The following is a 24,623-nucleotide window of genomic DNA, read 5'->3' as shown; positions in this document are numbered from 1 at the left end:
ACCGTTCATCCTGTCCGTCAATGGGCCGTCAACCAATGTGGCCTAGTTTTGCTGGCATATTACTACGGCGCGGGAGAAAAGGGCCGCGGGCGTCGGACAGGAGCTTTCCATGCGCGCGTTGCTTGCAAGATTTCTGCGTGATGACGTCGGCGCGACGGCGATCGAATACGCCATCATTGCCGGCGGCATCAGCATTGTGATCGTCGCCGGCGTCAAAGGCATCGGCACCACTGTGAGCGGCCAATTCACTGCCGTCAGTTCGGCATTCAAGTAGCATCGCCGGACACACGCTTCACTTTCGGATTCAGTTTCCTCCGCCGTCTCCATTCGGCGCGCGAAGCATCGCGATGCGCGAACATCAGCCAGCCGGCACCTGGTTCTGCCGCGTTGATCAGATGCTCGGCCGCGATCTGCCAGCGCACCTCCCGCCGGGCGTCCTCCCATAGTTTCAAGATGTAGTCGGCGCCCTGCGGCAGCGCCGCGACCTCAACCCGCCTTCTTGCGCGCCGCGCTGCCTTGTGCGCGCGTTGCCTTCTCGGCCTTCTTCGGCTCGGGCTTGACGGCCTCCTTGGGCTCGCGCTTGCCGCTGCCCGAGATCGGCAGCAGCATCTCGCGCTGGCCCTCGATGCGCTTCTTCGGCTTCTTGCCTTTCGCCGCCTTTGCTTCCGCCTTGGCGGGCGCGGCCTGCTTCTCGTTGGCGAGGCTCTTCTTCAGCGCGTCCATCAGGTTGATGACATTGCCGCTCGCCTTCGCCGCGGGCTTGGCGATCTTGATGCCGTTGCGCTTCTGGTTGATCAAATCGATCAGCGCCTGCTCGTAGCGATCCTCGAACTCCTCCGGATCGAACTCGGCGGATTTCTGCTCGACGATGTGCTTGGCGAGATCGAGCATATCCTTGGTGATCTTCACATCCTGGATATCGTCGAAATATTCCTTCTCGCTGCGCACCTCATACGGGTAGCGCAGCAGCGTGCCCATCAGCCCGTTGTCGAGCGGCTCGAGCGCGATGATGTGCTCGCGGTTGGTCAGCACGACGCGGCCGATCGCGACCTTGTCCATGCTGCGGATGGTCTCGCGGATCACCGCGAAGGCATCGTGACCGACCTTGCCGTCGGGAACGAGATAATAGGGGCGGATCAGATAGCGGCTGTCGATCTCGCTGCGCGGCACGAATTCGTCGATCTCGATGGTGCGGGTCGAATCCAGCGCGATGTCGTCGAGCTCTTCCTTGGTGACCTCGATATAAGTGTCGGTGTCGACCTTGTAGCCCTTCATGATGTCGTCGGCGGCGACTTCCTCACCGGTCTCCGCGTCGACCTTGGCGTATTTGATCCGGTGGCCGGTCTTGCGGTTGATCTGGTTGAAGGAGACCTTCTCGGTGTCCGACGTCGCCGGGTACAGGGCAACCGGGCAAGTCACGAGCGAAAGGCGCAAAAAGCCTTTCCAGTTGGCGCGGGGGGCCATAGGCAAAACTCCGATTACGCAACCGACGGAACGTGAAGGATAACACCGGGAACCCCGGTTTGAAACAACGCGGCGCGGTGAATCTCGCAACGGCGTTAACCGTAGCTTCGGGCTGCGCGCGTTTGACGCGCTGGCGGAAGGCCGCCGGACCGCTCGGAACATCGCTTCGGATCACGCGTTGGCCTTGCGAAGGGGAGCGGCAATCGCCGGAGTTTCAGGCACTTAAGCAATGAGGTCACCATGGCAACTGAACGACACGGTCAGATCATCGAAACCCCGACCGAGGCGCGCCAGGCCGAACCCGGACCTTCGGTTCTCGCGCTGCTCACGGCCTCCCTTGGACTTGCAGTCTTGATCCTCGGAATTGTCTGGTTTGCCTTCTTCCGGGTGTAACGCTGCGAGCGGGGGTCTTTCCGCATGCGAGGTCTTGATCGTTGGACTGAGATGCGGCGGGCACGCGCCTGGTGACATGCGGTGGTTCACGGCTGCGCTTCGCCAGGGCCACCCTGCGTGTGCCAGCATGGCTGTGCCGGGCTCGACGAGCGGCTCGGTGCGCGACGCGCGATCCGCGGCGCAAATCGAATTTCATGCAAGAATTTCATGCAAGAGAAATTTCCGGCGCACGGACTCCTCGATCGCGGGAGTTGATCGCTGACCCTGTCGAGCTGAATTTCCCGCGCCAAGACTTTTATGGCGAGACGTGTCTCTGCGACGGCCCGCGCCTTCACGAGATCTTGCAGCGGAGACATGTGACGTGCGGGGCGCGTAGCTGCCGTGACCCGTCATGAGATCATCGAAATTGGCTGCTAGCTGATTTGAATCAGATACATCTTGAGCTTGAGATGTTCTATCCGCAAGAAGAAAAGCACTCGCTGCTGGCGCGCCTCAAGGAGAGAAGCGTTTCAGGTGCGTTCGTCGGACTGACGCTGCTGGCGATGGCAGGGTGGATTTATCTGCTCAGCTCGATGTTCCTGAGATTCATGCTGTGGTGGTTCTCCTGAGGCGCCTCGCTCTCGAGAACAACCGATGTGGGCGCCTGGTTATTGTTGCGCCGTTCGATTGCACAAAAAATTCCCGTGGCTGAATATTCTTTCGGCGCACGCAATCATGATGTCGTCACAACTTCGAATGTTAATAACATCGAGTCTAACATGGGCGAATGTGATGCTTTCTCCTGTACTCATCCTTGCGGCGGCGTTCGTTGCCGGCTTCTTCTCCGGTTTCGCCGCGCGCGCGTGGCGCTCGCGCAAGCGTCGCGCGCAATACCGGATCTATGCGCCGTATGTGGCGCCGTCAGCCGCCAGACCGTCGAAACGGGAGCAGCCGGTTACCGCATTCGGCCACATGCGCCGCGCATTCTAGCGGGCTAGCTCGACAGAGGTAGCGCGACAGTGTCGTGAGTTGGGATTGGCGGGCGACATGCAATCGGTCATCTTGTCTTCAATGCGGCAGCCGGGCCAGGTTCGCGTGCCGGCCGGGTGCAGCCGCTGGCCTGCGCATCGCGAGGGAACCTGCACGCATGAGTGATCTCAGGGGGCATTCGCCAAGGCGGTATGTCGTCGATGTCAGTGGACGGCGCGTGCTGGTCGGTCTCACGCTCGAAGAGACCTCGGAATTCGAAGGACTGGACACCTCGCTACCGGTGCTGGGCGGCGAAGTCTCGGGTGCGGAACTGATGCCGTCGGCCGTCGAGGGGCGCTGGCTCGAGCTCTATGACAAGCACGACAAGGCCTGGATCAAGTGGAAGGCCGACCTGAGGGCCGGGCAAGGCGGCAATTCACCATTTTTTAACTAAGACCGGGCGATTTTGAGCGATACTGCCTGAGTGGGCCCGAACCGGATACTGACAGATGTTTCAGCTGTTTTTGCGGGCTCGCGCGCATGACCTGATCAGGTCGCGGCGTGGCGAGGAAGGTTTCAAGGCGCGTTCGGCCGAGCGCGATGCCGAGACCGATCGCGCCCGGATCGGATCGATCATGGCCGCGATTGAGGCCGCGTTGCAAGCAGCCGAGAGCGAGCAATCCGGCCTTGGCCGCCGTGTCGACGATGTTCTGGCCCGCGCGGCGGTGACGCTGGGAAACGGCACCGACGAATATCTGGAGCGTGAGGCGCTTGACAACTATCATCAAGACCTGTTTGACGCCGAGATCTCCAACGGCCAGCGTCGGCTGAAGGAGTTGGCGACCGAGATTGCGCACTTCAAGTTCATGAAGGCCGCGGTCCTGAGCCGCTTTCCGGACTACAAACCTCCGGCCGCCAGCAACTGACGCGCCCCGCGGCCGCAACGCGAAGCCAGAGGCTGCGGCCCGCTCCCGACGGCGTGTGCGGCCGGTCCGGCGCAGCGAAAGGCACAGGCAAAACGTGGTGATCGCAGGCAATCTACTCGTCACGGGCTGCGCCGGCTTTATCGGCTTCCATCTGGCGGAGCATTTGCTGCGGGCAGGGCAGCCGGTCATCGGCATCGACAATCTCAACCAGTATTATGATCCCGCGCTCAAGCGCGCGCGGCTCGATCTGCTCAAGCAGCACCGTGGCTTCACCTTCCTGGAGCTCGACCTCGCCGACCGTGCCAGGATGAAGGCGCTGTTCGAGCGCTATCGCTTCGAGGTCGTGGTGCATCTCGCGGCGCAAGCCGGCGTGCGCTACTCCTTGCAGAATCCGCACGCCTACATAGATTCCAATCTCGAGGGCTTCCTCAACGTCCTCGAGGGCTGCCGGCGTACTGCGTGCCGGCACCTGCTGTTTGCGTCGTCATCATCAGTCTACGGCGCCAACACCAAGCTGCCGTTCTCGGTCCACGACAACGTCGATCATCCGGTCAGCCTGTATGCGGCTACCAAGAAGGCCAACGAGCTGCTCGCTCACTCCTATAGCCACCTCTACCGCATCCCGACGACAGGGCTGCGGTTCTTCACCGTGTACGGGACATGGTATCGGCCGGACATGGCGCTCTATGCGTTTGCGGATGCGATCACAAGCGGGAAGCCGATCCAGCTGTTCAACAACGGCAACATGCGGCGCGACTTTACCTATGTCGATGACGTGGTCGAGGCGATGGTGCGGCTGATCGGCCGCGCGCCCGAGGGCGACGTCAACTGGTCGGGAGCGCATCCCGATCCGGGTTCGAGCAAGGCGCCGTGGCGCATCTATAACATCGGCAACTCCAGGCCGGAAGAACTGGTGCACGTAGTGGCACTGCTCGAGCAGGGCTTCGGCCGGCAGGCCGAAAAGCAGTTGTTGCCAATGCAACCTGGGGATGTCCTGGAGACGTCGGCCGACGTTTCCGATCTGGAGCGTGAGATCGGCTTTCGGCCGCAGACGCGGATCGAGGACGGCATTGCCGAATTTGTCGCCTGGTATCGTGCTTACCACGACGTCGATCGGACGTAGTGCGCCGTTTGCGAATTCCAGCTCGTGAAAAACCGGGCTCGGCGTGGAACGGAGTGCGGCAACGAGAGTTATCGATGGTTTTGCGTTCGCGTCAGCGGCGATCATGTCCAGCGCAATCGTTCCAGTGCACGCGATCGATGCCCAGGTCGCACGCGCCTGAATGCTTGGATCGCGAGGGCGTTTCGGTCGCGACAGTCGGGCAATCCTGCTTCCGGCGGCAGAGGGACGCGGCGAAGGATTTGCGCAACCTATTGCAACAACTGCCTCGCCAATGGCGGCAAGACGGCCGACGACAAGCCGCCAAATCGAATAGCGCGCGATCGTCACGCGCGTTGCGAATTAGCGATGCTTATGGCGGCTGGTCGAATCCGCTGTCCGCGCGGCAAATCGTGCAGGCGCATGTGAGATAGGAGCGCGAATGCATTTCGCTGCTTCTGCTGAAGCCGAACGCATCACTACCACTCATTTTGAATTAGAACAGCGTTGTCGCGTTCGCCCGCGGTCGAGGCGAATATCTTCCATGATCGGATATTGGCGTTGATTCGTTCGCCACATTGCCAGGCGGTCCGAGCGCTCAGGTCTGCGCGGCCTCGATGTTCGAAACGGATCGAAACATTCTATGATCAATGCAGAAGACACCGCGATCCATGCTGCCCGGTTTAACCTGTTATGCGCGACAAGAAAACTGATCGATCGAAAGCAGCAGATTTAGTGTGTGCATGCTGCGTCTGGTGGAATATCTGGTTCGAGGCGGGAACACCGTACCAAGTCCCGGCCTTTGACGCGGCGACATTGTGATTGCCCGCAGGCGCATCGCCGGTTTCGACCGCGATCGCGGCGATCAACGATCGTCAAATGATTTCATGCTCTTGGTCGCGCCTCGCGGTCCGTTCCGGTTGCGCTCTTCGGTCGCGCGCCTCGTCGCTGCCGTCGACATCCCATCGCGACGACACATATAAGACCATCGATCGAACATTTCGCGATCAGGTTGTGGAACCTGATTGAGAAAATTTAGCGCGGAGCCACGTTCGTCGCAAACCTGCCCCATTAACCGCATTCCATGTGCGTGATCTAACACTGTCATCGAAACTTCAATCACATCGCTCATACCCTTAACCGCAGAGCGAGGGCGCGCCATGAAGCAGCACAAAGTTCAACATTCGCATCAGCCGATCGAAGAGGCGTTGCTCGCGACCAATCAGTCGCTGCGCAACGAAGTCGTTGCGCTGATGCTTGATATCGCCGCGTTGCGTGAAATCCATGAGCGTCCAGCCACCTCTCGTTCGTTCGGCATGTCGCATGAGCAGAACGCCCCACGCGTCGCATTGCGCCGGGTTCACCACAGCTAAAGTCCGTCAGCCTATTCTCTCGCCGGGCAGAAATTGCCGCCACATCCAAGCCAATGGGCGAGAGGGTGCAGAAAATTCAATCTAAAATTGAAAATCTGATCGAGCAAGAATTCCGGCACGATCAGATTATCCGCGGCTCTTCGCGCAAATCGGCACCGGCGAGGGCGATACAGTCAGTGTTGCCGCATGGCGCTGCGTGTCACGACGTCAGAAAGACGCTCACGCAGGATCCAGGTCTGCAACACGAGCTCGATGGCCGTATTTCGCAACTCGAAATTCTCGGCGACAAGGCGTTCCAAGGCATCGCTCGCCTCGCTGCATGCTGACTGATTCCCTTCGAAGACCTTGAGATGCGCCATAGGTTCGATCCTCGCAAAAAGTGTTGATCAGAGGTGGGCTCTGAATGGCGTCAGCGCTGGACTGTTCGTGGATGATCGGGCGGTTGGTGGCTTCCGCCTGATGACTACCGGTAGCAAAGCGCCTAATTAACAACTTTGAGGTCGAGCTATGAAGGTGCGGAGCGCGGAAGTTTTTCAAGTATGCGGGGGTTCTGACGAGGTTTAACGCATGTGTAACTATCGCTGCGAAGCCGCGCCCGCAAGCCGTCGGCTGCATGGGGTGCGGGATTAATTCGCTGGAATTTTGCGAAATATTTGCTTGATTTGCGGTGTAATTGTCATCGACTGTCATGGCGCACTCGCAATCATGGCGCACTCGCAATCCGTCGGAGAACCGATTGGGTGTTCTCATTTGTCAATGCAAAGGGTGCGCCAGTTGTGAGGACTAACTTCTCATACACAAAAAGTCGTATAACTTTTTCTGTCATAGCCTCCCGCGCGGGAATAATCGCTCACATATTCCGCTAACTAGCTTGCAGCTCCGGCATTTCTTCGCGCAATGTGGCGCTGCCGACGGCAAGTTCGAGGCTCCCGAAACGCCCCCGCGGAAATCCTCAATTTGAATTTCCTGTTGCATTTATATAGCTTATAGGCCATGCGATGTTTGCCAATCTAGGGGGCAATGAGATGACCAATGAGGCGTCATTCAACTGACGAGATAACTTCCAAGGTCAAACAGGCCGAGGAACTGATGGCGCGGGGGCAGTCACAGGCCCAGGCGTGCAAAGTGCTGGGCGTTAGCGTGATGACATTTCATCGCTGGCGTAAGCAGGAGGCGGCACGCGGCCGTCAGGCGAATGGTACTGTCGCCGAATTCGCCGCCCACGCCGAAGATCGGGATGGGGCTCCGCCTGTCCCCACCCGTATTGACGAATTGCGGCTGGAAAATGAACGGCTGCGGCGGATCGTGACCGACCTGCTACTCGAGAAAATGAAGATCGAGGAGAAGCTTGCGCTCAGGTCCAGCGGCGGGAGCGGGTTGCCTCGCCGCGGTGAAGTCCAGAGCTGACGAAGCTCTTCCGTTAGTGGATACGTGACGGCCTGGGCGCCAGCAGCAGCTGGTCGCTCAGATGCGCTTTCTCTGATCTTGCGCGCAGATCTTCGAGGATCGGGCGTAGTCTGGCCTGTGCGAGGTCCAGACCTTTGACGATGTCCTGATTCGGCATTTCAGCCGGAAACCGGGCCGATCGCAGCTTGGTTTCAACCGCCTTGACCAGCACTTCGACGTCGTCGCGGTGTTGGCCCGCGACGAGCTCGGCGCCCATCAGGCGTATCAAGTGAAGCAGCGCCACCAGCGCGGCCTCGGTTTCGCCAGCCGATGAACTCATGGATGCTCCCTGCCTGACATTGCCGGCAGGCCTTGCGAGCTCACGACCTGCCTGATATTAAACATGTGAATTGTTAACACGAATGTTAATTCCCGATGGCCGACCTTTCGGACGCTCGATTGGCGAAAGTGCCGGTCTACTTCGGCGCCTTCTCGTCCGCATTTGTCTCGCTCGAGGCGTTTGCCGTCGCCTCCGAGATGATCATTGTCGTGTTATCCAGCATCATTGGTGGCGCGGCCTATCACCTTTTTTACTACCACACGATTTATAGCAACAGCTTCGAGGGCTTTCTAGGGATCGGGGTCCTCGCCGCCATCCTTCACATGTTCGTGGCGAAGTCGCAGGGCCTCTACCATGCGCAGGTGCTGGCCGGTCTCGACCGGCGCTGGAGCAGCCTGCTCGGCGGGTGGCTCCTTGTGGTCCTGCTGATGACCCTGATCATCTTCCTTCTGAAGGTCGGCTCCGGCGTCTCGCGCGGATCGGTGATGTCGTTTGGCTTGATCGGCGGTCTTGGGCTCGTGACCGGACGGACGCTGCTGCAGGCGCCGCTGCAACGCGCGATCGACCGCGGCATGCTGGCGACGCGCCGCGCCGTCGTGGTTGGGATGGCGGACGAATTGTCGCGCATGCGGCAATCGAGCCTGCTGCGCGATTTCGGCCTCAGCGAGGTGCGACGGATCCAGTTGTCCGGCCTGTCCGACGACGAGGGCGATCGCACCGCCGTCGCGTCGGCCATTCGCGCGGCACGGGAGTGCGGCGCCGACGAGATCATCCTGGCGATGCCCTGGCAGCAGGAACCGCGCATCCAGTTCGTGTGCGATCAGCTGCGGGCGTCGCCGCTGCCGGTGCGGCTGCTGCCGGATCGGACGGCGGAGCGATTCCTGGCGCTGCGGATGGTGGCGTCTGGCCCGATGCCGACGCTGGAAATGCAGCGTTCGCCGCTGACCTCGCTCGAGCGCGCCGGCAAACGGCTGTTCGACATCGTGGCATCGATCGGCCTGCTGGTGCTGTTCGCGCCGCTTCTGATCGGGACGGCGATTGCGATCAAGCTCGACTCCAGCGGGCCGGTCCTGTTCCGGCAGCGCCGCAACGGGTTCGACGGCAGGCAATTCACCATCCTCAAATTCCGTTCGATGCATGTGCTCGAGGACGGCGATGTCATCACACAGGCCCGCGCCAACGATCCGCGACTGACCGGGATCGGCGCGACGCTGCGCCGCCGCAGCATCGACGAGCTGCCGCAGCTGGTGAACGTGCTGCGCGGCGACATGTCGCTGGTCGGGCCGCGGCCGCATGCGCTGGCGCATGACGACAAATATTCGAAGCTGATCGCAAGCTATGCGCAGCGGCAGCACGTCAAGCCGGGCATCACCGGTCTCGCACAGGTGCAGGGACTGCGCGGCGCGACGCCCGCGATCGAGGATATGCAGCTGCGCGTCGAGCACGACCTCATCTACATCAAGAGCTGGAGCTTCATGCTCGACCTGCGCATCCTGCTGCGCACGGTCGGCGCGGTGCTGCGTCACAACGGTGTGTGACGGTTGGGTACCTGACGGCCGTTGGCAGGCCGACGCGCCTTACTCGGGGATGTTCTGGTTGGCATCCTTGAATTCCGCTTCGATGATACGCCGGTTGGCGTCCGTCGCCACGCGATAGGCCTGGCCGATCGCACCCTTCAGCTCCGGCGCGCGGGTGAGGACCAGGCGGACTTGCCGCTGCAGCAGATCGACCAGCTCCACGTCGCGCGTGGTATCGACCTGCGCCAGCAGGATCAGGCGCGGCGCGATCAGGTCGCCGCGGTTGAAGCCGGTGTAGTAGGACATCTTCAGCGCCTTCGATGCGGTCGGGTTCAACCAGTCGAACCGTCCGGTCGCCGAGGCGAGGCCGAACCAGCCGCCGGCATCCATCGGCGAGAGCCGCAGCGCGCGGGTGAAGGCGGCCTCGGCGGCCTCGGGCGAGGTCTGCAATTCGCTCCAGCCGTCGGCGAGCCACAGCTCGCTCCTGACGACGCCGAGGCCGGCCGCGAGCGAAGGCTTGCCGCGCAATGCATCGGCGGCGAGCCACCAGGTCGACAGGGCCAGTGTCGCAGCGCCAATCACGATTGCGGTCGGCACGAAGGCCGGCGACAACAGCCGCGCGTCTGCCTTCGCGCTAGCCATGACGCGCTGCCCGGTTGCCGGTCATCAGCAGGGTTCGCTGCGCGCCCTCCAGCTTGACGCAGGTCAGGCGGCCTGTCGCATAGGCGCCGGTATCGACATTGATGCGGTTGCGCAGCAGCTCGGCTTCCTGCACCGGCGTGTGGCCGTGAACCACGACCTTGCCGAAATCATCTTCCGACACCAGGAAGTCGTCGCGGATCCAGAGCAGGTCCTCCTTGCGCTGTTGCTTCAGCGCGACGCCGGGCCTGACGCCGGCATGCACGAAGAAATAGCGGCCGCGGGAATAGCTGATCGGCAGCGAGCGCAGGAAGGCGAGGTGGGTCGGCGGCATCTGGCGGACCAATGCCTGCGCGAGCGCACGCCGTTCCGCGGCGTCGGGATTGAGCGACGGCGTCAGTCCATAGGACGTCAGCGTCTGCAAGCCACCGAATTGCCGCCATTGCGCGAGCATGTCGGGATTGACGAGAAACTCCAGCAGGCAGGCCTCGTGATTGCCGAGGAGGCAGACCATGCTGTGGGTGCGGCGGCGCTGGTCGAGCATCGCGATCACATCGCGCGAATCCGGTCCGCGATCGATATAGTCGCCAAGAAACACCTGGATGGGCAGCGCCGGACGCGACGTGCGGATATCGGCATCGATCCGCGCGCAGAGCTCGTGCAGCAGGTCGGCGTGTCCGTGGATGTCGCCGACCGCATAGATGCAGGCCTCGTCGCTCTCGTCATGTTCGAGGTCGCCGGTCTGGCCGACCATCCGCCGGAGGAGGTTGCGCATTTGTGATCTAGCCCGCCTGCAACCGTGAACGGCTGATCCGCTGTGCCAGTCCTGTTCCGATCACGGCTCCCAACACGATCACTCCGGGCAGCGCCGGCAATTGCGGCAAGGTGAAAGCGGCGAGCAGCAGCGTCAGCAACGCTGCCGCGGCCGCCGCGGGATGCGACCAGTCACGGCCGCGATTGCGTGCGCCGGTCGTGAACGCCGCGATGCCTGCGATCGTGACCGCGATTGAAGTCCAGAACATGGCGGAACCGAATTGCCCGATCAAGGCGGCAGCGCTGGTTGCCACCACGGGCTTTGCGGTCGCGCCTTGCCAGTCCATGTAGGTCGATGCCAGCGTGGCTGTGGTGCCGGCGCCGCCGCCGAGCGCCGGCAGGTCGGCAAGCAGGTTTTGGGTCGACTGCACGAGCTCGTCCGGCGCATCGGCGAAGGCTATGGCAAGCGCCACGTCGGGGTGACGGTTGGCGATTGCCGTTACCAGCGCGATCAGAGCGATTGCAGCCACAGCGGCGGCGCTGCTCCAGCGAGGCAGATGAAGTTTTCGCGCGGCGAAGGTCATCAGGACGAGCGCGATGCCCGCTGCGATCGCGATCGCAGCGCCACGCCGCTCGTACCAGCAGGCGCTGGCGGCGCAAAACATTGCGCCGGCGGTGAGCAGCCGGCGCGATCGGGTCGACTGGGCCGCCGTGCGGCCGCTAAAATATCCGCCGGTGTCGAGCGCGCGCGCAAGGCCGAGCGGGACGCCAATGAGAACGACGACGAGGAATCCGTTTGCCGTCCCGTCATGCGCAGCGTCGGCCGCGCCAAGCCAGGCTCTGACCGGATCGCTATACAACAGCAGGATCAGCGCTGCTGCGGCCGCGGTCGCTGCAATGCTGCGGGCCACCATGTCGGCGCGGCGGGCATCGATCGCGATCGCTGCGGCTGATATTATGACCGAGAGCAGCGACAGCCAGAGCAGCAGCGCACCAAGGCTTGCACCGGTATCGATCGTGATGCTGCCGCTGAGCGGTGCCCCCAGTATTTCGCCGGCGAACTTCCACACCGGATGCGCCCAGAACGTCAGCGGCAGCATCTGCAGGATGATCCAGAGCATCGGCACCAGCGCCGCCGCAACGGCGGGCCCGGCGACCCGCTTCAGGAAAGACAATTCACCTGGACGGATCGCGGTCAGGCTTGCCAGCAGCCCGAGCGACGTCGCGGCGCCGACCAGACCGATGGCGAGCGATGCGTCGAGGAGACCCACCGGAATCGACGCCCCGATCAAGATGCGGATGAAAGCCGTGACGTTCCACACGGGAGGCACAAATCCTTGGGGAAATCCTTGGGAAGCAGGTCCTGCGGACGATGAGAACGCAAGCCAGCGGGATGCCCCGGGCCCGCCGCGAGGTCAATGGAAATCGGTCACCGGATCGCGCGGCCGCGTAACGCGCTACTGCGGCCGGCGCAGCGCGATGAGTGGGGTCGAGGCGCGGGACCTGAGCAACGGCGCGAAGGCGCTCGCGAGATATCCGACCTGCAGCGATACCATGGCGATGATCATGAGCAGCGCAGTCTCGAACAACGAGAGGCGCGCTACGCCGATGGCGGCCAGCAGCATGAGTTCCACAAGCATCACCGGCACCAGCATCAGACAGTGCTGGCGCAGCCCAAGCACGGCGCCGCCGATCAAATTGCCAAGCAAAACAAATAACATAACCAAACCCTGCACCCGCATCTTACCGGACAGGGTCCTAAGCCGGGGTTAATCCGGTCGTCGCAAATCTGTCGGCCATGCGGCCGGTGGCGCCATGAAGAGGCGTGCAGTCACGGTGCAATGGAAACGCCCAATTCCGCGGCAGGAACGTCGGAAAGCGGTCTCGAGCTGGCGTTCGACAGCGGAATGTTAATGGTCGGCGGGGCCAGCCTGGGGCGCGGTCGGGCAGGGGGTTTTAATTGGCACGATAACTCTGGCTATGCTAACTAACTGTTATCTTTCGTTAGGGAGATAGCGGTGTTCACATTTGAGCGACCCGGCGGTCTTTCGGCGGCGCGCCCGGCGGTATTGGCGTGCCCGGCAGGACGCATTCTGCCGGCGCAGCGATAGGCCGAGATGCTTCAGCGCAACCAGATTTCGACGTCTGTCGATCTGCGAACTCGTCCGGCCGAACTGCCGTCGCTCGCGGAAACCTTCGACGCCTTCGTCACCTATCTGCTGCGGCAGTACTGGGTGATCCTCGGGACGGCTGGCCTCTGCCTGTTCGGCGGCATCTGCTACCTGATGACGGCAGCGCCGAGCTATACCGCGCTCGCCACGATGATCATCGACACGCGCAAATTCCAGGCCGTCCAGCCGCAATCGCCGGCAAATGATGTCCCGGTCGATTCCTCCGCGGTCGAGAGCCAGGTCGAAATCCTGAAGTCGGAGAACGTGGCGCTCGCGGTGATCCGCGACCTCAAGCTCAACGAGGATCCGGAATTCATCGGTTCCAGGTCCGGTGCGGCGGGAGCGGTGCTGGACTTCGTGTCCGGCCTGTTTACCCGCAGCACGCCGCCGACCGAGTTCTACCGGACCCGGCGCGCGGTCCGCACCTTCGAGAAGCAACTCGACGTCCGCCGCCGCGGCATGACCTATGTGATCGAGGTCTCTTTCCGCTCGCTCGATCCCGAGCGCGCGGCACAGATCGCCAACGCCGTTGCCGACGCCTATATCGTCGAGCAGCTCGATTCCAAGTATCAGGCGACCCGCCGCGCCAGCATCTGGCTGCAGGACCGCATCCAGGAGCTGCGCACCCAGTCATCCAACGCCGAGCGCGCGGTGCTCGACTACAAGAAGACCAACAACATCGTCACGTCCAGCGGCAAGCTGCTCAACGAGCAGCAGCTCGGCGAGCTCAACACCCAGCTGGTCCAGGTGAAGTCGCAGGTCACCGACGCCAAGGCCAAGCTCGACCGCATCGAGGCGGTGGTGAAGGGCGGCGTCCCCGATGCGACGGTTGCCGATACCCTGAACAACCAGGTCATCACCAAGCTGCGCTCGCAATATCTCGAGCTTGCCAACCGCGAGGCCGACTGGTCGTCGCGCTACGGCTACAATCACCTGGCCGCCGTCAATCTGCGCAACCAGATGCGCGAGATCCAGTCGTCGATCATCGACGAGCTGAAGCGGCTCGCCGAAAGCTACAAGAGCGACTATGCGATCGCCCTGCAGCGGCAGAACGAGATCGAGCGCGCCGTGAACGATTCGGTGTCGCAGTCGCAATCCACCAACCAGGCACAGGTCACGCTGCGCGAGCTCGAGAGCTCGGCCCAGACCTACCGCTCGCTCTATGACAATTTCCTGCAGCGCTACATGGAGAATGTGCAGCAGCAATCGTTTTCGGTCAGCGAAGCGCGGGTGATCACCCGTGCCTCGCGTCCGCTCAGCAACAGCCACCCGCAGACCTTCGTCGTGCTCGCGCTCTCGGGGCTCGGCGGCCTGATTGCCGGGCTCGCGCTCGGCGTGTTGCGCGACCTCTATGACCGGGTGTTCCGTACCGCTGAAATGGTCGAGACCATCCTCGACGCCGATTGCGTCGCAATCGTTCCCCGCATCTCGCCAAGCCAGCTCAAGGCGCCGGCGGCCGGTCGGCCGAACCTGCCGATCGGCGCGCGCATGATCCTGCGCGGCGATGAGCGGGTGCTGTGGGCGGCGATCGATTCACCTTTCTCTCGGTTCTCGGAAGCGATCCGCTCGATCAAGGTCAATGCCGACCTCAACGTGACCAAGCCGTCGAAGATCCTTGGGCTGACCTCGGCATTGCCCAACGAGGGCAAGTCGACGCTGGCCTTCGTGTTCGCGCAGCTGGTCGCCCAGAGCGGGGCGCGCGTGCTGCTGGTCGATTGCGACCTGCGCAATCCCTCGCTCAGCCGCAAGATCGCCGCGAACGCCGAGCGCGGCATTCTGGACGTATTGTCGAACAATGCGACACTGCAGGACACGCTGTGGCGCGATCCCGAGACCGGCCTGGCGTTCCTGCCGGGCGCCACACGGTCGCGCATCGCTCATTCGCACGAGGTGCTGGCTTCCGATCAGATGAAGGATTTCATCGATGGTGTCCGCAGCCATTTTGATTACGTGATCGTCGACTTCCCACCGCTGACGCCGGTGGTCGATGTCCGCATCACCGCGCACTTCGTCGATTCCTTCGTCTTCATCGTGGAGTGGGGCAAGACCCAGGTTCAGGTGGTCGAGCGGGCGCTGCGCAGTGCGCGCGCAGTCAACGAGAATCTGCTCGGCGTCGTGCTCAACAAGGCCGACATCGCCGCGATGAGCCGCTATAGCGGCTATGGCGGCAAGAACTACTATTACAACGCGCACTATGGACGATATGGCTACACCGAGTGAGACGAGGCGGGATACCCCGGCGCGCCGCTTGGCTTGCCGGCATGCCGCCCACAGCGATGGCTAGACCATGACGATGGAATTCAGCATCGGACAGCACAACGCGCATTATGAGGGCGTCTATTCGAGGCGGGAGCGCGACTGGCGCCGCGTCTGCGCGGTCGACAAGGCCGATCATATCGCAAGCTCGCTCGGCGCCTCCGCCGCCAGTGTTGGCAATGTGCTCGAGGTCGGTTGCGGCACCGGTGCCGTGCTGGCGCGGCTGTCCGCGATCGGGATCGGCCGCGACTTCACCGGCATCGACGTCATCGATCCCGCGACCAACCTGGAGACCGACGGCGCCGCGTCGGCGCCGTTCCACTGGTCGAGCTATGACGGCGCAACGATCCCGTTCGCCGACGGATCGTTCGACCTCGTCTATGCCAGCCACGTACTCGAGCACGTGGCTGAACCGCGCGCGTTCCTGCACGAGCTGGCGCGGGTGGCGCGGAATTTCATCTATCTCGAAGTGCCGTGCGAGCTCCATGCGCGGACCAATCGCCGCGCGCTGCAATCGACGCTCGACATCGGCCACATCAATTTCTACACACCCGACACGTTTCGCCTGGTGCTGGAGACCGCGGGGCTCCATGTTGCCGGCTTCGGCACCTACGATCACAGCCTGCCGGTGCACGCCTTTCATTCGTCGCGGGTGAAAGGGATTGCCAAGAGCCTGGTGCGGAAGTCGCTGTTGTTGGTCAGCCCCGGGCTCGCGACCCGGCTTGCGACCTATCATTGCGGGGCGCTCTGCCGGCGCGCCGAGACCGCGGCGCCGCCGCAGGACCGCTAAGCCATGGCGCCGCGCGTGGTCGTCTTCAACAACATGATCACACCCTATACCAACCGGCTCTACAACAAGCTGGTTAGACGTGGGCTCAATCTCGCGGTGCTGTCCTGTACCGCGCAGGAGGCCGATCGCTCCTGGGCGGGCTCGTTCACGCCACGCTACACGACGCGCACGGTGCCCGGTGTCTCGATCCCACTGTCGCGGTCGCGTCACACCCATCTCAATATCGGGATCGGGCGCGCCCTGAACGCGCTCGCGCCCGACTTGCTGTTCGTCAACGGGCTCTACCCCTCAATGTTGGCCGGCGCGGCATGGGCACGCGCCAACGGAAGGGCGGTTGCACTGACGATCGACGGCTGGCGCGAGACGATGCCCAACACGGCCTATCATCGCCTGGCGCGGCCATGGCTGCTGCGCCAGTGCGGCGCGGTCGTCTGCTGCAGCGACAAGGGTAGGGCGTACTTCCGTGATGAGGGCGTTGCCGACGACGATCTGTTCGTGGTGCCGCTGGTGCCGGCATGGGATCCGCCGGAGACCGTCCCGGGTTTCCACGACCGTCCCTTTCACTTGCTGTGGTGCGCCCGCATCAACGACGATGCCAAGAACGCGATCTTCTTCGAGAACGTCGCCATCGCGCTCGGCCGGGTCGTGCCCCAGCTGAAGGTGCGCGTGGTCGGGTCCGGCGCTGCCGAGCAGCGCATGCTGGCGCGCCTTGCTGGCGCCGGCATCGACGTCAGCCACGACAGCTATGTGCCGTGGCAGGCCATATCGGAGGTCTATCTGCAATCACGGCTGCTGCTGCTGCCCTCGTTGCTGGAACCGTGGGGGCTGGTGTGCAACGAGGCCTTGCAGTGCGGAGTTCCCTGCCTGGTGTCGCCCCATGTCGGAGCGGGCGACGAGTTGGTGCGCGACAACGACAATGGCCAGGTTTGCGCGCTCGATGAGCAGGTCTGGGTCGACGCGGCGCGCGGCTTGCTTGAACATCCCGCGCGCTGGGAGGCGATGTCGCGGCGCGCCCGGCAGAGCGTGCGGAAGGATGCGCTTTCCGACGCCGCGACGCGCTTTACAGCCTCGGTCGATCATCTCTTGAGGGCGCCGGGCCGGCAGGAAGCCGCGCAATGATAGACAGATGGTGGTTTCGAGCCGACATCTTTCTGCACGCCTATCTGGTGATGGTGCTCGGTTGCATCTACTTCCTATTCAATTTCATCGAGGGCATTTCGTTTGCGGAGCGGGCCGGGGAGTCCACGCTGTTCCGCGGCGCGTGGCTGCTGCTTTACATCCTGCTGATGCTGCACATTGCGGTCGACCGGAAACGCTTCGGCCTCGTGATGCTGCAATCGCATCTCTATCTGACGTTCATTGCTTTCGCGCTGGTGTCGCTGGTGCTGAGCGTCGACCCCGCGGGTTCGTCGATCAAGTTCGCGATGTATCTCCTGACCACGCTGTTCTCGGCATGGGTCGTGATCAGCTGCCCCGTCGATCGGCTCGTCGACACCCTGTTCCGGATCGGGATCGTGGTGCTGATCGTTCACGTCCTGCTGTTCCCGGTGATCGGCTCGCAATGGGACTACGACCCGCTGCATCGGCCGACCGTGCTCGGGACCCAGGCCTATGCCGGCGTGTTCGGTCACAAGAATCTCGCGGGCGCCTTCTTCGGTCTCATGGTGCTGAACTGTTTCGTACGCATGCTGGCGGGGCCGCGGCGGCAATTGGGCTGGTCGCTGTTGCTGATGGGGTGTCATCTTCTTGCGCTCGCGGCGGCCGGCGCCGCCGGACCGCTGATCAGCATGTTGACGGCACTCGCCGTGACTTTCGGTCTGCTGCTGCTGGTGGTTGGGCGCAGGGGAGCTGCCTCGATCTACTGGCTCGGCCTCGCCTTTGTTGCGCTTGTCATGTACACCGTGCCGAGCGACGAGTTGTACGGGCTGGTCGGCCGCAGTGGGAATCTGACCGGCCGCTCGTTCCTGTGGGCGGTCTGGCCACACTTCTTCTGGCAACATCCCTGGCTGGGCTACGGCTTCTCGGGATTCTTCAACGAGCTGCCGAACTCACCGGTGAACGAGCTGACCAGCATGGCGCCATGGAACACCGAGTTCGGCTCGTTCGAGAATTCTTATCTCGATGCCTTCCTCCAGTTCGGCCTGATCGGCGGCGTACTCTATATGCTGCTGCTGGCGCAGGCACTCTGGAACACCATCGTCTTCGCGTTCGAGCGGCGAGGGATGTACTGGCCGGCGCCGTTCGCGATGCTGCTGTTCGTCGTGATCGCGTCAGCCAACGATTCCAGTCAGCTGCTCCACAACTATTTCGGCTGCGTGCTGGTGTTCTGGTGCTATTTCGGCCCGGAAGCCCGGCTGCAAATGGCGCCGCGGCGGGCGTTCACCAGACTGCGTGCGAGTGAGGCATGACTGCGTTGACCGACAGGCTGGATCGAATGGCGGCCCAGACCCGGATCGCCGGTCCTGTGACCGGATTGCTCCGCCGGCTGCGGCGCGCCGGAGGCAATGTCGCGCTCGGCCTGGTCGATCAGGCGCTGCTCAGCGGCTCGGCCTTCGTGCTGACGATCGTGCTGGCCAATGTGCTGGATATCAATTCGTTCGGCCGGTTCAGCGTCGCCTGGTCGTTCTCGATTCTGATCGAGGCGGTGTTTCTGCGCGGGTTGTTCGACGACGGGCTGCCGGCGACCGCGCATCGCATCCCGAAATCGCGGTGGCCGCAGCTGCGGCTCGGCCTCTATCTGTCGTCGCTGCTGGTCTCGGCGGCACTTGGCTTGCTGCTGGTCGTCGCTGCTATCGCGATCGTTGCGATCGGCGGGGCCGCGGGCGGGCTCGTGATCGCAACCGGGCTCGCGATCCCGGCGGTTCGGCTGCAAAGCATGTTCCGCCGCATCGTCTATCTGGACGGGCGGCTGCCGCGCGCGGTTGCATCGTCGCTGACCTATTGTGTGGCGCTCGCCGCCTCGGCCGGGCTGATGATCGCGCTCAAGCTGACCGGCGCTGCGGCGGCGATGGCGTGCATCGCGATCTCGGCAGCGCTCGCCGGCAGCATGCTGCTGTTTTACACCGGCGAGCTGGCCTGGCCGCAGACCAGGATCTATCGCAGCTCGCTGCGGCGGCTGTTCAGGAACGGCCGCTGGTTTGTCGCGACCTCGCTCACCTATTGGATCGGCAGCATCGGGCTGATCCCGGTTTGCGGCTTCCTGATCGGGCTGGACGCGAGCGCGTCGCTGCGGATCCTGCTCCTGGTGTTCGCACCGCTCAGCCAGTTCTGCGCGACGATGTTCTCCGTCCGTCTGCCGGAGATCGCATCCGAACTGCGCGCCGGCCGGCGCAGCGCGGTCGTCGCTGCTGCGCGCGAAAATGCCGTGCTGCTCGGTTCGATCGCCGCTGCCTATGGCGCGGTGGTCGTGCTGTTCGGCGAGCGCATTCTCGCCCTCGTCATCCACGGCCAGAGTTACGAGGTCGGCACCGGCAGCCTCGCCTTGATGGGGGCCGCGATGGCGCTCGACGCGGTGTGGCTCGGCCTCGCGCTGCCGCTGTTTGCGACCGGCAGGCCGCAACGGTTCATGCTGAGCCGGATCGCCGGCCTCGTTGCGCTGTGCTGCGTCCTGCCTTTCGCTGCAGAGACCTGGCAGGTGATAGGCGCGGTTGCGGCGATGATGGCCTCCAGCGCGGCGTCGGTGATCGTGGTCGTGCTGACCAATTCGGTGCGGGAGCAGAAATGACTGACGACGCATTCGGCCGTTCGCTCTCGAAGCTGCATATCGGTGCCTTCAACTGCGGCATCGCCGGCTGGATCAACACCGATATCACGATGCATCTGTGGATTGCGCGCCTTCCGCTCGCGGCGAAAGCGCTGCATCTCGCCGGCCTGCTGAGCGACGCCCGCTATGCCGAGCATCGCCAGGGAAAGTTCGCCGGGCTTCGCTACATGGATCTGACCAAGCCGCTGCCGTTCGCGGATCGCAGCCTGTCGGCGGTGTTCAGCGCGCATGTCTTTGAGCATCTGTTTCCGGACGAGGTCGACCGCCTGGCGCACGAGATCGCGCGGGTGCTGGCGCCGGGCGGGGTATGCCGCATCGTCGTCCCCGACATGGAACGGATCGTCGCGCTCTACGATCCGGCTGCACCGCAGGCCTTCCTCAAGGGCGTGTTCGAGATCGAGCGCCGCAGGGAGGCGGCCTTCGCGCATCACTGGGGATATACCCGCGCCTCGCTCGCCGCATTGTTCCGCGACGCGGGCTGTTCTGAAACCCATACCCGGGCCTATCGCGAGGGCATCTGCCCCGACATCGATCGGCTCGACAACCGGCCGGACGAGTCGATCTTCTTCGAGGCCATCAAGTAGCGGGAGACTGACTTTGCTCGGCGCCATCCAAGCCCGATTCTCCGGTGCGGCACGCCGGCGGCGCGGCGAGTTCCTCGTCCGCACCGTGAACCTGCCGCTCGATGCGAAAATCCTCGATCTCGGCGGCGGTAACGGCCGGCACATTCGCGCGATCCTGCCGTTTCATACCGACATCACGGTTTGCGACATCTCGGCCAGCGATTTGGCGGCCGCGCGCGAGCGCTTCGGGTTCAAGACGGTGCTGCTGCAGGAGACCGAGCGGCTGCCGTTCAAGGATCAGGCGTTCGACTTCTGTTTCTGCTCGTCGGTGATCGAGCACGTTACCGGGCCGAAGCAGGACGTCGTGACGATCGCGAACGACGCGGCATTCCGGACGGTCGCGCGCGAGCACCAGAACCGCTTTGCCGGTGAGATCTCGCGGGTTGCGAAGTCGTTCTACGTGCAGACGCCGTATCGGTACTTTCCGATCGAAAGCCATACCTGGCTGCCCGGAATCATCGTGCTGCTACCGAGGCGGCTGCAAATCACGCTGATTGAACTATTCAACCGTTTCTGGTTCAAGCGGACCGCGCCAGACTGGCATCTGTTCAACTGGCGCGAGATGGCCGAAACCTTTCCGGATGCGAAGATCTATCCCGAGCGATATTTCGGCATGACCAAGTCGCTGATGGCGATCAAGGCATGAGGCGGGCATCTGCCTGCCGCATCAATCGTCGCGCCGGGCAAGGAAATTGATCAGCGTGCCGACCGCGGGCCGGCGATCGAGCGCCGCCGGGAGTGGGGAGCCGGCAAAGCTGGCGCCGAGCATGGTGAGACCCTGTCGTCGCAGCAGGCCTTGCATGATGGCCGGCGTGGTGTCGAATTTGGAAAAGGCGAGGTAGCGGAACAGCGGCCGCGAAGACACGCGTGAGGAGGCGGCGTGCGCGAGCTTGTAGCCCTGGCGCAGCAGCGATCCGCGGTTGGGGATCGAGACCAGCAATAGCCCGCCGGGCCTGAGCACGCGATGGATCTGACCGAGGCACTGCCCCACGTCGGGGACATATTCCAGTACGCTCGCGCAGAGCACGCCGTCGAAGGATCGATCGGCGAACGGCAGGTTTGCGACGGTCGGAATTTGCCGGAATGTGAGCCGGTCCGCCGGCGGGCCGTCACCGGGGCGGCGGCGTGCCGCCGCGATCATCTCCGACGAGGCGTCGACGCCGATGACGTCGCAGCCGCGTGCGGCGAGCAGGCGGGACAGCGTTCCGGTGCCGCAACCTGCATCCAGCCAGCGCTGGCCATTGAGGTCCGCATTCCCGAGCAGCTCGAACATCGCGGCGGTGCGCGCCCTGAAGGTGCGGCTCCGATGCAGCCTCTCCCATTCCGACGAAATCTCGTCGTGAAAGCGGATCTCGGGGCGGTCGCGGGTCTGGGCCATGGTGGCCATGGTTTTCCCTACCAGTGGAAGCCGCTCACTTTGGCGCGCACCTCGTCGGGCAATCCGATATCAGACAGTTCGAGCACCACCTGGTCGGGCCGGGTTGCCGTCAGCGCCGCAACGAAGCGCGGATCGGCCGTCGTCAGCACGATGATGTCGGCCCATTCGATCGTCGCCGTCACATCGTCATGCAGCAGGCCGACCAGCTCCGGGTTGCGCATCATGAAGTCGCGGTTGGCGCCGATCAGCTGCGAGAGCTGCACGTTGGGGTCGTAGATCCGGATGTCGCGCCGCTCGCCGCGCAGGCTTTTCACGAGCTCGACGAAGGGGCTGTCGCGAACATCGTCGGTGCCTGCCTTGAAGCTGATGCCAAGGAAGGCAATGCGGCGGCCGTCATGCGACAGGATCCAGTCGGCACCGCGCGACATGATCATGTCGTTGCTCGGCAGGATGCTTTCGAGCACCGGCGTCGACAGGCCGCGGCTGTGCGCCAAATGTCTCAGCGCCTTGACGTCCTTGGGCAGGCAGGAGCCGCCGAAGGCGAAACCCGGCCGCAGATAGGCCGGCGAGATGTTGAGCCGCGTGTCCTGCAGGAAGATGTTCATGACGTCGCGGCCGTCGATGCCGAGCGTCTTTGCGATGGTGCCGATCTCGTTGGCGAAGCTGACCTTCAGCGCATGCCAGCTGTTGTCGACATATTTGACCAGCTCGGCGGTCTCGACCGGCGGGGTGATCTTGGCGCCCGGCAGATCCTTGTAGAGCGCCATGACGCGGTCGGCGGTTTCCCGATTGAAGGCGCCGACCACGGTCTTGGACGGCGCGTTGAAGTCGGCAATGGCGCTGCCTTCGCGCAGGAACTCCGGATTGAAGGCGAGGTCGAAGTCGCGTCCGATCTTGTTGCCGGAGGCTTCCTCGATCAGCGGTCCGACGGTGCTGCGGGTGGTGCCGGGCAGCACGGTGGAGCGGATCGTCACGGTATGCGGCGCGTTCTTCGCCCGCAGCCCGCGCCCGATCTCGATGGCGACCTGCCGGATCGCCGTCAGGTCGAGATTGCCGTTGCCGGACGACGGCGTGCCGACGCAGACCATCGATATGTCGCTGTTGACGATCGCCTCGGTGGCGTCGGTGGTTGCGGTCAGCTGACCTGTCGCGACGGCGTGCGCCACCTTGTCCGAGATGCCGGGTTCGATGACCGGCGATCGGCCCCTTTGTATCAAGTCGACCTTCGCCATGCTCTTGTCGACACCGATGATCTGGTGACCGAGTTCAGTGAAGCAGACGGCGCAGACCGTTCCGACATAGCCGAGGCCGAAAATGCTGACGTTCATGCTTCGCCCTTCAACAATCCAGCGACCTGCATCTGGCGGCGGTCGCGTCGCGCTTGACGTGAGTGAGGCGGCAGGGCGTTCAACGCGATGCCCGCCCGGCGGCTGCATTGGCGCGGACGCCGGACGCCTGCGAGGCTGGCCGCTCCGCGGCGGCGTTCGCGCGCGGTAGGCGGCTCCGCCAGGGGAGCTTCCTGGCAAACAACGCCTCATAGGCGGCGAGCAGCTTCGGCTCCTCGTGCGTCCAGGACAATTCGCGCTCGACGCGGCTGCGGCCAAATGCCCCCATCGTCTGCCGCAGCGACGGATCGTCGATCAGCGCGACGATCTTGCCGGCGAAATCCTGCGGATCGTTCTTCGCCGCATAGAGCGAGGCTTCGAGCGCGGAGCGCCGGCCTTCGCGAACGTCGAACTGAACGATCGGCCGTCCGAGCGCCATGTACTCCATGATCTTGTTCATGGTCGAGATGTCGTTCATCGGCGTGACGCGATCCGGATTGACGCAGACGTCTGCGGTCGAGAGCATCGTAAACAGCGCCTCATCGGCGATCGCGCCGGTGAAATTCACGTAGTCGGAAAGCTGCATCTCCGCGCAGAGCTTGACCACTGCATTCCACTCCGGCCCGATGCCGGCGATGTTGAACTGGATGTCGGTGCGGCCGAGATCGTGCACGATGTGGCCGATCGACTGCAGCAGCAGATCGATGCCTTCCGACTGGCCGATCACGCCGACATAGCCGACGCTGTAGCGCCGGCCGCGGCGCCAGGCCGGATCGACGGGGCGGGAGCGCACCCGTTCGAGATTGGGGCCGGAGCGCACCACGTGGATCCGATTGGCCGGCATCCGGCCGCGGGTGATCGCGATCTCGCGATAGGATTCGTTGGTCGCGATCGAGATGCTCGCGGTCTTGAAAGTGAGATATTCGACCAGCCGCAGCAGCTGCCAGAAGAAATCCCGACGGCCGAATTTTGCTTCGTAGAGCTCGGGATTGACGTCGTGATGATCGAACACGAAGCGCTTGCCGCCGAGCCTGAACAGCAGGCCGATCAGGAAGATCAGGTCGGGCGGATTGCAGCCATGGATCACGTCGAAGCCGTGCTTCCATGCCACCTTGATCGCAAGCCACGTCTCCCAGAACAGCGCGACCGGATATTCAATGAGGTAGGCGGCGATCCCGCGCGCCTCCACCGGCATCGGATGGCGGTAAATGTGAATGCCGTCGAGGCATTCGTAAGCTTCGTCATGACCGCGGCCCTTCGGGCAGATCACCGAAACTTCATAGCCTGCCTGGCGCAGCGACGTTGCCTCGCACCACACCCTGCGATCGAAAGGAACCGGAAGGTTCTCGACGATGATCAGGATCCGCCGCGGTGATGGTTCAGCTCTCGACATCTGCGATGATCTATATCATTGACCTAACAACATCACAATCGGACTAACATCGGCATTAACATGAGCGACTCCCATTATGCAATCCC

At 63.3% G+C, this 24,623-nt stretch carries 28 protein-coding genes; 17 read left to right on the top strand and 11 right to left on the bottom strand.

What is annotated here, in order from left to right; all coding sequences use genetic code 11:
• Window positions 1-109 precede the first annotated feature (109 nt).
• Window positions 110-274 carry a Flp family type IVb pilin gene (locus tag ACVISU_RS06850; RefSeq protein WP_050404973.1) on the top strand — a complete coding sequence of 55 codons (165 nt, stop codon included), beginning with the start codon at window positions 110-112 and terminating at the stop codon, window positions 272-274.
• On the opposite strand, the gene ACVISU_RS06845 is transcribed toward ACVISU_RS06850, so the two are convergent.
• A complete protein-coding gene (locus ACVISU_RS06845; RefSeq protein ID WP_456706419.1) occupies window positions 267-422 on the bottom strand; it encodes a hypothetical protein in 156 nt (51 codons plus the stop codon). The genes ACVISU_RS06850 and ACVISU_RS06845 overlap by 8 nt on opposite strands.
• A gap of 64 nt (window positions 423-486) precedes the next feature.
• Window positions 487-1,464 carry a non-homologous end joining protein Ku gene (ku, locus tag ACVISU_RS06840; RefSeq protein ID WP_050404972.1) on the bottom strand — a complete coding sequence of 326 codons (978 nt, stop codon included), beginning with the start codon at window positions 1,462-1,464 and terminating at the stop codon, window positions 487-489.
• A gap of 240 nt (window positions 1,465-1,704) precedes the next feature.
• Here ku and ACVISU_RS06835 point away from each other — a divergent pair, with 240 nt between their 5' ends.
• The 7 genes from ACVISU_RS06835 to ACVISU_RS06805 all read left to right on the top strand — a co-directional run bounded on the left by ACVISU_RS06835 (window position 1,705) and on the right by ACVISU_RS06805 (window position 6,203).
• Window positions 1,705-1,857, top strand: a complete 153-nt coding sequence (locus tag ACVISU_RS06835; RefSeq protein ID WP_456706418.1) for a hypothetical protein — start codon at window positions 1,705-1,707, stop codon at window positions 1,855-1,857.
• A 449-nt stretch (window positions 1,858-2,306) separates the two neighbouring features.
• Window positions 2,307-2,465, top strand: a complete 159-nt coding sequence (locus ACVISU_RS06830) for a hypothetical protein (protein WP_172803494.1) — start codon at window positions 2,307-2,309, stop codon at window positions 2,463-2,465.
• Between the two features lie 163 nt (window positions 2,466-2,628).
• Complete coding sequence (locus ACVISU_RS06825) at window positions 2,629-2,826, top strand: hypothetical protein (RefSeq protein WP_050404971.1); 198 nt, start codon at window positions 2,629-2,631, stop codon at window positions 2,824-2,826.
• A 157-nt stretch (window positions 2,827-2,983) separates the two neighbouring features.
• Complete coding sequence (locus tag ACVISU_RS06820) at window positions 2,984-3,259, top strand: hypothetical protein (RefSeq protein WP_456706417.1); 276 nt, start codon at window positions 2,984-2,986, stop codon at window positions 3,257-3,259.
• A gap of 55 nt (window positions 3,260-3,314) precedes the next feature.
• Window positions 3,315-3,731, top strand: coding sequence for a hypothetical protein (locus tag ACVISU_RS06815; protein ID WP_050404969.1), 417 nt, complete (start codon window positions 3,315-3,317; stop codon window positions 3,729-3,731).
• A gap of 94 nt (window positions 3,732-3,825) precedes the next feature.
• Complete coding sequence (locus tag ACVISU_RS06810; protein ID WP_456706416.1) at window positions 3,826-4,854, top strand: NAD-dependent epimerase; 1,029 nt, start codon at window positions 3,826-3,828, stop codon at window positions 4,852-4,854.
• Between the two features lie 1,136 nt (window positions 4,855-5,990).
• Complete coding sequence (locus ACVISU_RS06805; protein WP_456706415.1) at window positions 5,991-6,203, top strand: hypothetical protein; 213 nt, start codon at window positions 5,991-5,993, stop codon at window positions 6,201-6,203.
• 173 nt (window positions 6,204-6,376) lie between these two features.
• Here the strand turns inward: ACVISU_RS06805 and ACVISU_RS06800 are convergent, their stop codons facing one another.
• Window positions 6,377-6,562 (bottom strand): hypothetical protein, encoded by a 186-nt coding sequence (locus tag ACVISU_RS06800; protein ID WP_050404968.1) that lies wholly within the window; start codon window positions 6,560-6,562, stop codon window positions 6,377-6,379.
• A 673-nt stretch (window positions 6,563-7,235) separates the two neighbouring features.
• On the opposite strand from ACVISU_RS06800, the gene ACVISU_RS06795 reads away from it, so the two are divergent.
• Window positions 7,236-7,610, top strand: coding sequence for a helix-turn-helix domain-containing protein (locus ACVISU_RS06795; RefSeq protein ID WP_050404967.1), 375 nt, complete (start codon window positions 7,236-7,238; stop codon window positions 7,608-7,610).
• Window positions 7,611-7,623: 13 nt separating this feature from the next.
• Here ACVISU_RS06795 and ACVISU_RS06790 read toward each other — a convergent pair whose 3' ends face one another.
• Entirely contained in the window at window positions 7,624-7,929 is a 306-nt protein-coding gene (locus ACVISU_RS06790; RefSeq protein WP_050404966.1) for a hypothetical protein, read from the bottom strand.
• 95 nt (window positions 7,930-8,024) lie between these two features.
• Here ACVISU_RS06790 and ACVISU_RS06785 point away from each other — a divergent pair, with 95 nt between their 5' ends.
• Complete coding sequence (locus ACVISU_RS06785) at window positions 8,025-9,467, top strand: undecaprenyl-phosphate glucose phosphotransferase (protein WP_050404965.1); 1,443 nt, start codon at window positions 8,025-8,027, stop codon at window positions 9,465-9,467.
• Between the two features lie 39 nt (window positions 9,468-9,506).
• Here ACVISU_RS06785 and ACVISU_RS06780 read toward each other — a convergent pair whose 3' ends face one another.
• The 4 genes from ACVISU_RS06780 to ACVISU_RS06765 form a co-directional block, all read right to left on the bottom strand.
• Entirely contained in the window at window positions 9,507-10,088 is a 582-nt protein-coding gene (locus ACVISU_RS06780; protein WP_456706414.1) for a hypothetical protein, read from the bottom strand.
• Window positions 10,081-10,860, bottom strand: coding sequence for a metallophosphoesterase family protein (locus ACVISU_RS06775; RefSeq protein WP_456706413.1), 780 nt, complete (start codon window positions 10,858-10,860; stop codon window positions 10,081-10,083). The genes ACVISU_RS06780 and ACVISU_RS06775 overlap by 8 nt, the downstream gene beginning before the upstream one ends.
• A 7-nt stretch (window positions 10,861-10,867) precedes the next feature.
• Window positions 10,868-12,160 carry a hypothetical protein gene (locus tag ACVISU_RS06770; protein ID WP_456706412.1) on the bottom strand — a complete coding sequence of 431 codons (1,293 nt, stop codon included), beginning with the start codon at window positions 12,158-12,160 and terminating at the stop codon, window positions 10,868-10,870.
• Between the two features lie 135 nt (window positions 12,161-12,295).
• Window positions 12,296-12,580 carry a hypothetical protein gene (locus ACVISU_RS06765; RefSeq protein WP_456706411.1) on the bottom strand — a complete coding sequence of 95 codons (285 nt, stop codon included), beginning with the start codon at window positions 12,578-12,580 and terminating at the stop codon, window positions 12,296-12,298.
• A 375-nt stretch (window positions 12,581-12,955) separates the two neighbouring features.
• On the opposite strand from ACVISU_RS06765, the gene ACVISU_RS06760 reads away from it, so the two are divergent.
• From ACVISU_RS06760 to ACVISU_RS06730, 7 genes are all read left to right on the top strand, one after another.
• Window positions 12,956-15,229, top strand: a complete 2,274-nt coding sequence (locus tag ACVISU_RS06760; protein ID WP_456706410.1) for a polysaccharide biosynthesis tyrosine autokinase — start codon at window positions 12,956-12,958, stop codon at window positions 15,227-15,229.
• Window positions 15,230-15,296: 67 nt separating this feature from the next.
• Window positions 15,297-16,055, top strand: a complete 759-nt coding sequence (locus tag ACVISU_RS06755) for a class I SAM-dependent methyltransferase (protein ID WP_456706409.1) — start codon at window positions 15,297-15,299, stop codon at window positions 16,053-16,055.
• A 3-nt stretch (window positions 16,056-16,058) separates the two neighbouring features.
• Window positions 16,059-17,174, top strand: coding sequence for a glycosyltransferase family 4 protein (locus tag ACVISU_RS06750; RefSeq protein WP_456706408.1), 1,116 nt, complete (start codon window positions 16,059-16,061; stop codon window positions 17,172-17,174).
• Entirely contained in the window at window positions 17,171-18,463 is a 1,293-nt protein-coding gene (locus tag ACVISU_RS06745) for an O-antigen ligase family protein (protein ID WP_456706407.1), read from the top strand. Before ACVISU_RS06750 ends, ACVISU_RS06745 begins: the two co-directional genes overlap by 4 nt.
• On the top strand, window positions 18,460-19,779 hold the full coding sequence (locus ACVISU_RS06740) for a polysaccharide transporter (protein WP_456706406.1): 1,320 nt from the start codon (window positions 18,460-18,462) through the stop codon (window positions 19,777-19,779). Before ACVISU_RS06745 ends, ACVISU_RS06740 begins: the two co-directional genes overlap by 4 nt.
• The gene (locus tag ACVISU_RS06735; protein ID WP_456706405.1) at window positions 19,776-20,402 is read left to right on the top strand and encodes a class I SAM-dependent methyltransferase; all 627 of its coding nucleotides are present in this window, start codon (window positions 19,776-19,778) and stop codon (window positions 20,400-20,402) included. Before ACVISU_RS06740 ends, ACVISU_RS06735 begins: the two co-directional genes overlap by 4 nt.
• Window positions 20,403-20,415: 13 nt before the next feature.
• Window positions 20,416-21,087 carry a methyltransferase domain-containing protein gene (locus ACVISU_RS06730; RefSeq protein ID WP_456706404.1) on the top strand — a complete coding sequence of 224 codons (672 nt, stop codon included), beginning with the start codon at window positions 20,416-20,418 and terminating at the stop codon, window positions 21,085-21,087.
• Window positions 21,088-21,108: 21 nt separating this feature from the next.
• Here ACVISU_RS06730 and ACVISU_RS06725 read toward each other — a convergent pair whose 3' ends face one another.
• The 3 genes from ACVISU_RS06725 to ACVISU_RS06715 form a co-directional block, all read right to left on the bottom strand.
• Window positions 21,109-21,828, bottom strand: coding sequence for a class I SAM-dependent methyltransferase (locus tag ACVISU_RS06725; protein WP_050404953.1), 720 nt, complete (start codon window positions 21,826-21,828; stop codon window positions 21,109-21,111).
• A gap of 8 nt (window positions 21,829-21,836) precedes the next feature.
• On the bottom strand, window positions 21,837-23,147 hold the full coding sequence (locus ACVISU_RS06720) for a nucleotide sugar dehydrogenase (protein WP_456706403.1): 1,311 nt from the start codon (window positions 23,145-23,147) through the stop codon (window positions 21,837-21,839).
• A gap of 79 nt (window positions 23,148-23,226) precedes the next feature.
• A complete protein-coding gene (locus ACVISU_RS06715) occupies window positions 23,227-24,537 on the bottom strand; it encodes a glycosyltransferase family 4 protein (protein ID WP_050404951.1) in 1,311 nt (436 codons plus the stop codon).
• Window positions 24,538-24,623: the final 86 nt, after the last annotated feature.

This window comes from Bradyrhizobium sp. USDA 4452, from assembly GCF_054063575.1.
The sequence above is the reverse complement of the archived record's forward strand: the minus strand, read 5'-3'. Positions and strand labels throughout refer to the sequence as shown.

Coding starts and splice junctions, on each gene's coding strand:
- ACVISU_RS06750 (WP_456706408.1), top strand. CDS start 16,059: ATGGCGCCGCGCGTGGTCGTCTTCAACAACATGATCACACCCTATACC.
- ACVISU_RS06760 (WP_456706410.1), top strand. CDS start 12,956: ATGCTTCAGCGCAACCAGATTTCGACGTCTGTCGATCTGCGAACTCGT.
- ACVISU_RS06850 (WP_050404973.1), top strand. CDS start 110: ATGCGCGCGTTGCTTGCAAGATTTCTGCGTGATGACGTCGGCGCGACG.
- ACVISU_RS06765 (WP_456706411.1), bottom strand. CDS start 12,580: ATGCGGGTGCAGGGTTTGGTTATGTTATTTGTTTTGCTTGGCAATTTG.
- ACVISU_RS06815 (WP_050404969.1), top strand. CDS start 3,315: ATGTTTCAGCTGTTTTTGCGGGCTCGCGCGCATGACCTGATCAGGTCG.
- ACVISU_RS06725 (WP_050404953.1), bottom strand. CDS start 21,828: ATGGCCACCATGGCCCAGACCCGCGACCGCCCCGAGATCCGCTTTCAC.
- ACVISU_RS06805 (WP_456706415.1), top strand. CDS start 5,991: ATGAAGCAGCACAAAGTTCAACATTCGCATCAGCCGATCGAAGAGGCG.
- ACVISU_RS06715 (WP_050404951.1), bottom strand. CDS start 24,537: ATGTCGAGAGCTGAACCATCACCGCGGCGGATCCTGATCATCGTCGAG.
- ACVISU_RS06835 (WP_456706418.1), top strand. CDS start 1,705: ATGGCAACTGAACGACACGGTCAGATCATCGAAACCCCGACCGAGGCG.
- ACVISU_RS06785 (WP_050404965.1), top strand. CDS start 8,025: ATGGCCGACCTTTCGGACGCTCGATTGGCGAAAGTGCCGGTCTACTTC.
- ACVISU_RS06775 (WP_456706413.1), bottom strand. CDS start 10,860: ATGCGCAACCTCCTCCGGCGGATGGTCGGCCAGACCGGCGACCTCGAA.
- ACVISU_RS06720 (WP_456706403.1), bottom strand. CDS start 23,147: ATGAACGTCAGCATTTTCGGCCTCGGCTATGTCGGAACGGTCTGCGCC.
- ACVISU_RS06830 (WP_172803494.1), top strand. CDS start 2,307: ATGTTCTATCCGCAAGAAGAAAAGCACTCGCTGCTGGCGCGCCTCAAG.
- ACVISU_RS06745 (WP_456706407.1), top strand. CDS start 17,171: ATGATAGACAGATGGTGGTTTCGAGCCGACATCTTTCTGCACGCCTAT.
- ku (WP_050404972.1), bottom strand. CDS start 1,464: ATGGCCCCCCGCGCCAACTGGAAAGGCTTTTTGCGCCTTTCGCTCGTG.
- ACVISU_RS06780 (WP_456706414.1), bottom strand. CDS start 10,088: ATGGCTAGCGCGAAGGCAGACGCGCGGCTGTTGTCGCCGGCCTTCGTG.
- ACVISU_RS06800 (WP_050404968.1), bottom strand. CDS start 6,562: ATGGCGCATCTCAAGGTCTTCGAAGGGAATCAGTCAGCATGCAGCGAG.
- ACVISU_RS06795 (WP_050404967.1), top strand. CDS start 7,236: ATGAGGCGTCATTCAACTGACGAGATAACTTCCAAGGTCAAACAGGCC.
- ACVISU_RS06735 (WP_456706405.1), top strand. CDS start 19,776: ATGACTGACGACGCATTCGGCCGTTCGCTCTCGAAGCTGCATATCGGT.
- ACVISU_RS06825 (WP_050404971.1), top strand. CDS start 2,629: ATGCTTTCTCCTGTACTCATCCTTGCGGCGGCGTTCGTTGCCGGCTTC.
- ACVISU_RS06790 (WP_050404966.1), bottom strand. CDS start 7,929: ATGAGTTCATCGGCTGGCGAAACCGAGGCCGCGCTGGTGGCGCTGCTT.
- ACVISU_RS06740 (WP_456706406.1), top strand. CDS start 18,460: ATGACTGCGTTGACCGACAGGCTGGATCGAATGGCGGCCCAGACCCGG.
- ACVISU_RS06755 (WP_456706409.1), top strand. CDS start 15,297: ATGACGATGGAATTCAGCATCGGACAGCACAACGCGCATTATGAGGGC.
- ACVISU_RS06820 (WP_456706417.1), top strand. CDS start 2,984: ATGAGTGATCTCAGGGGGCATTCGCCAAGGCGGTATGTCGTCGATGTC.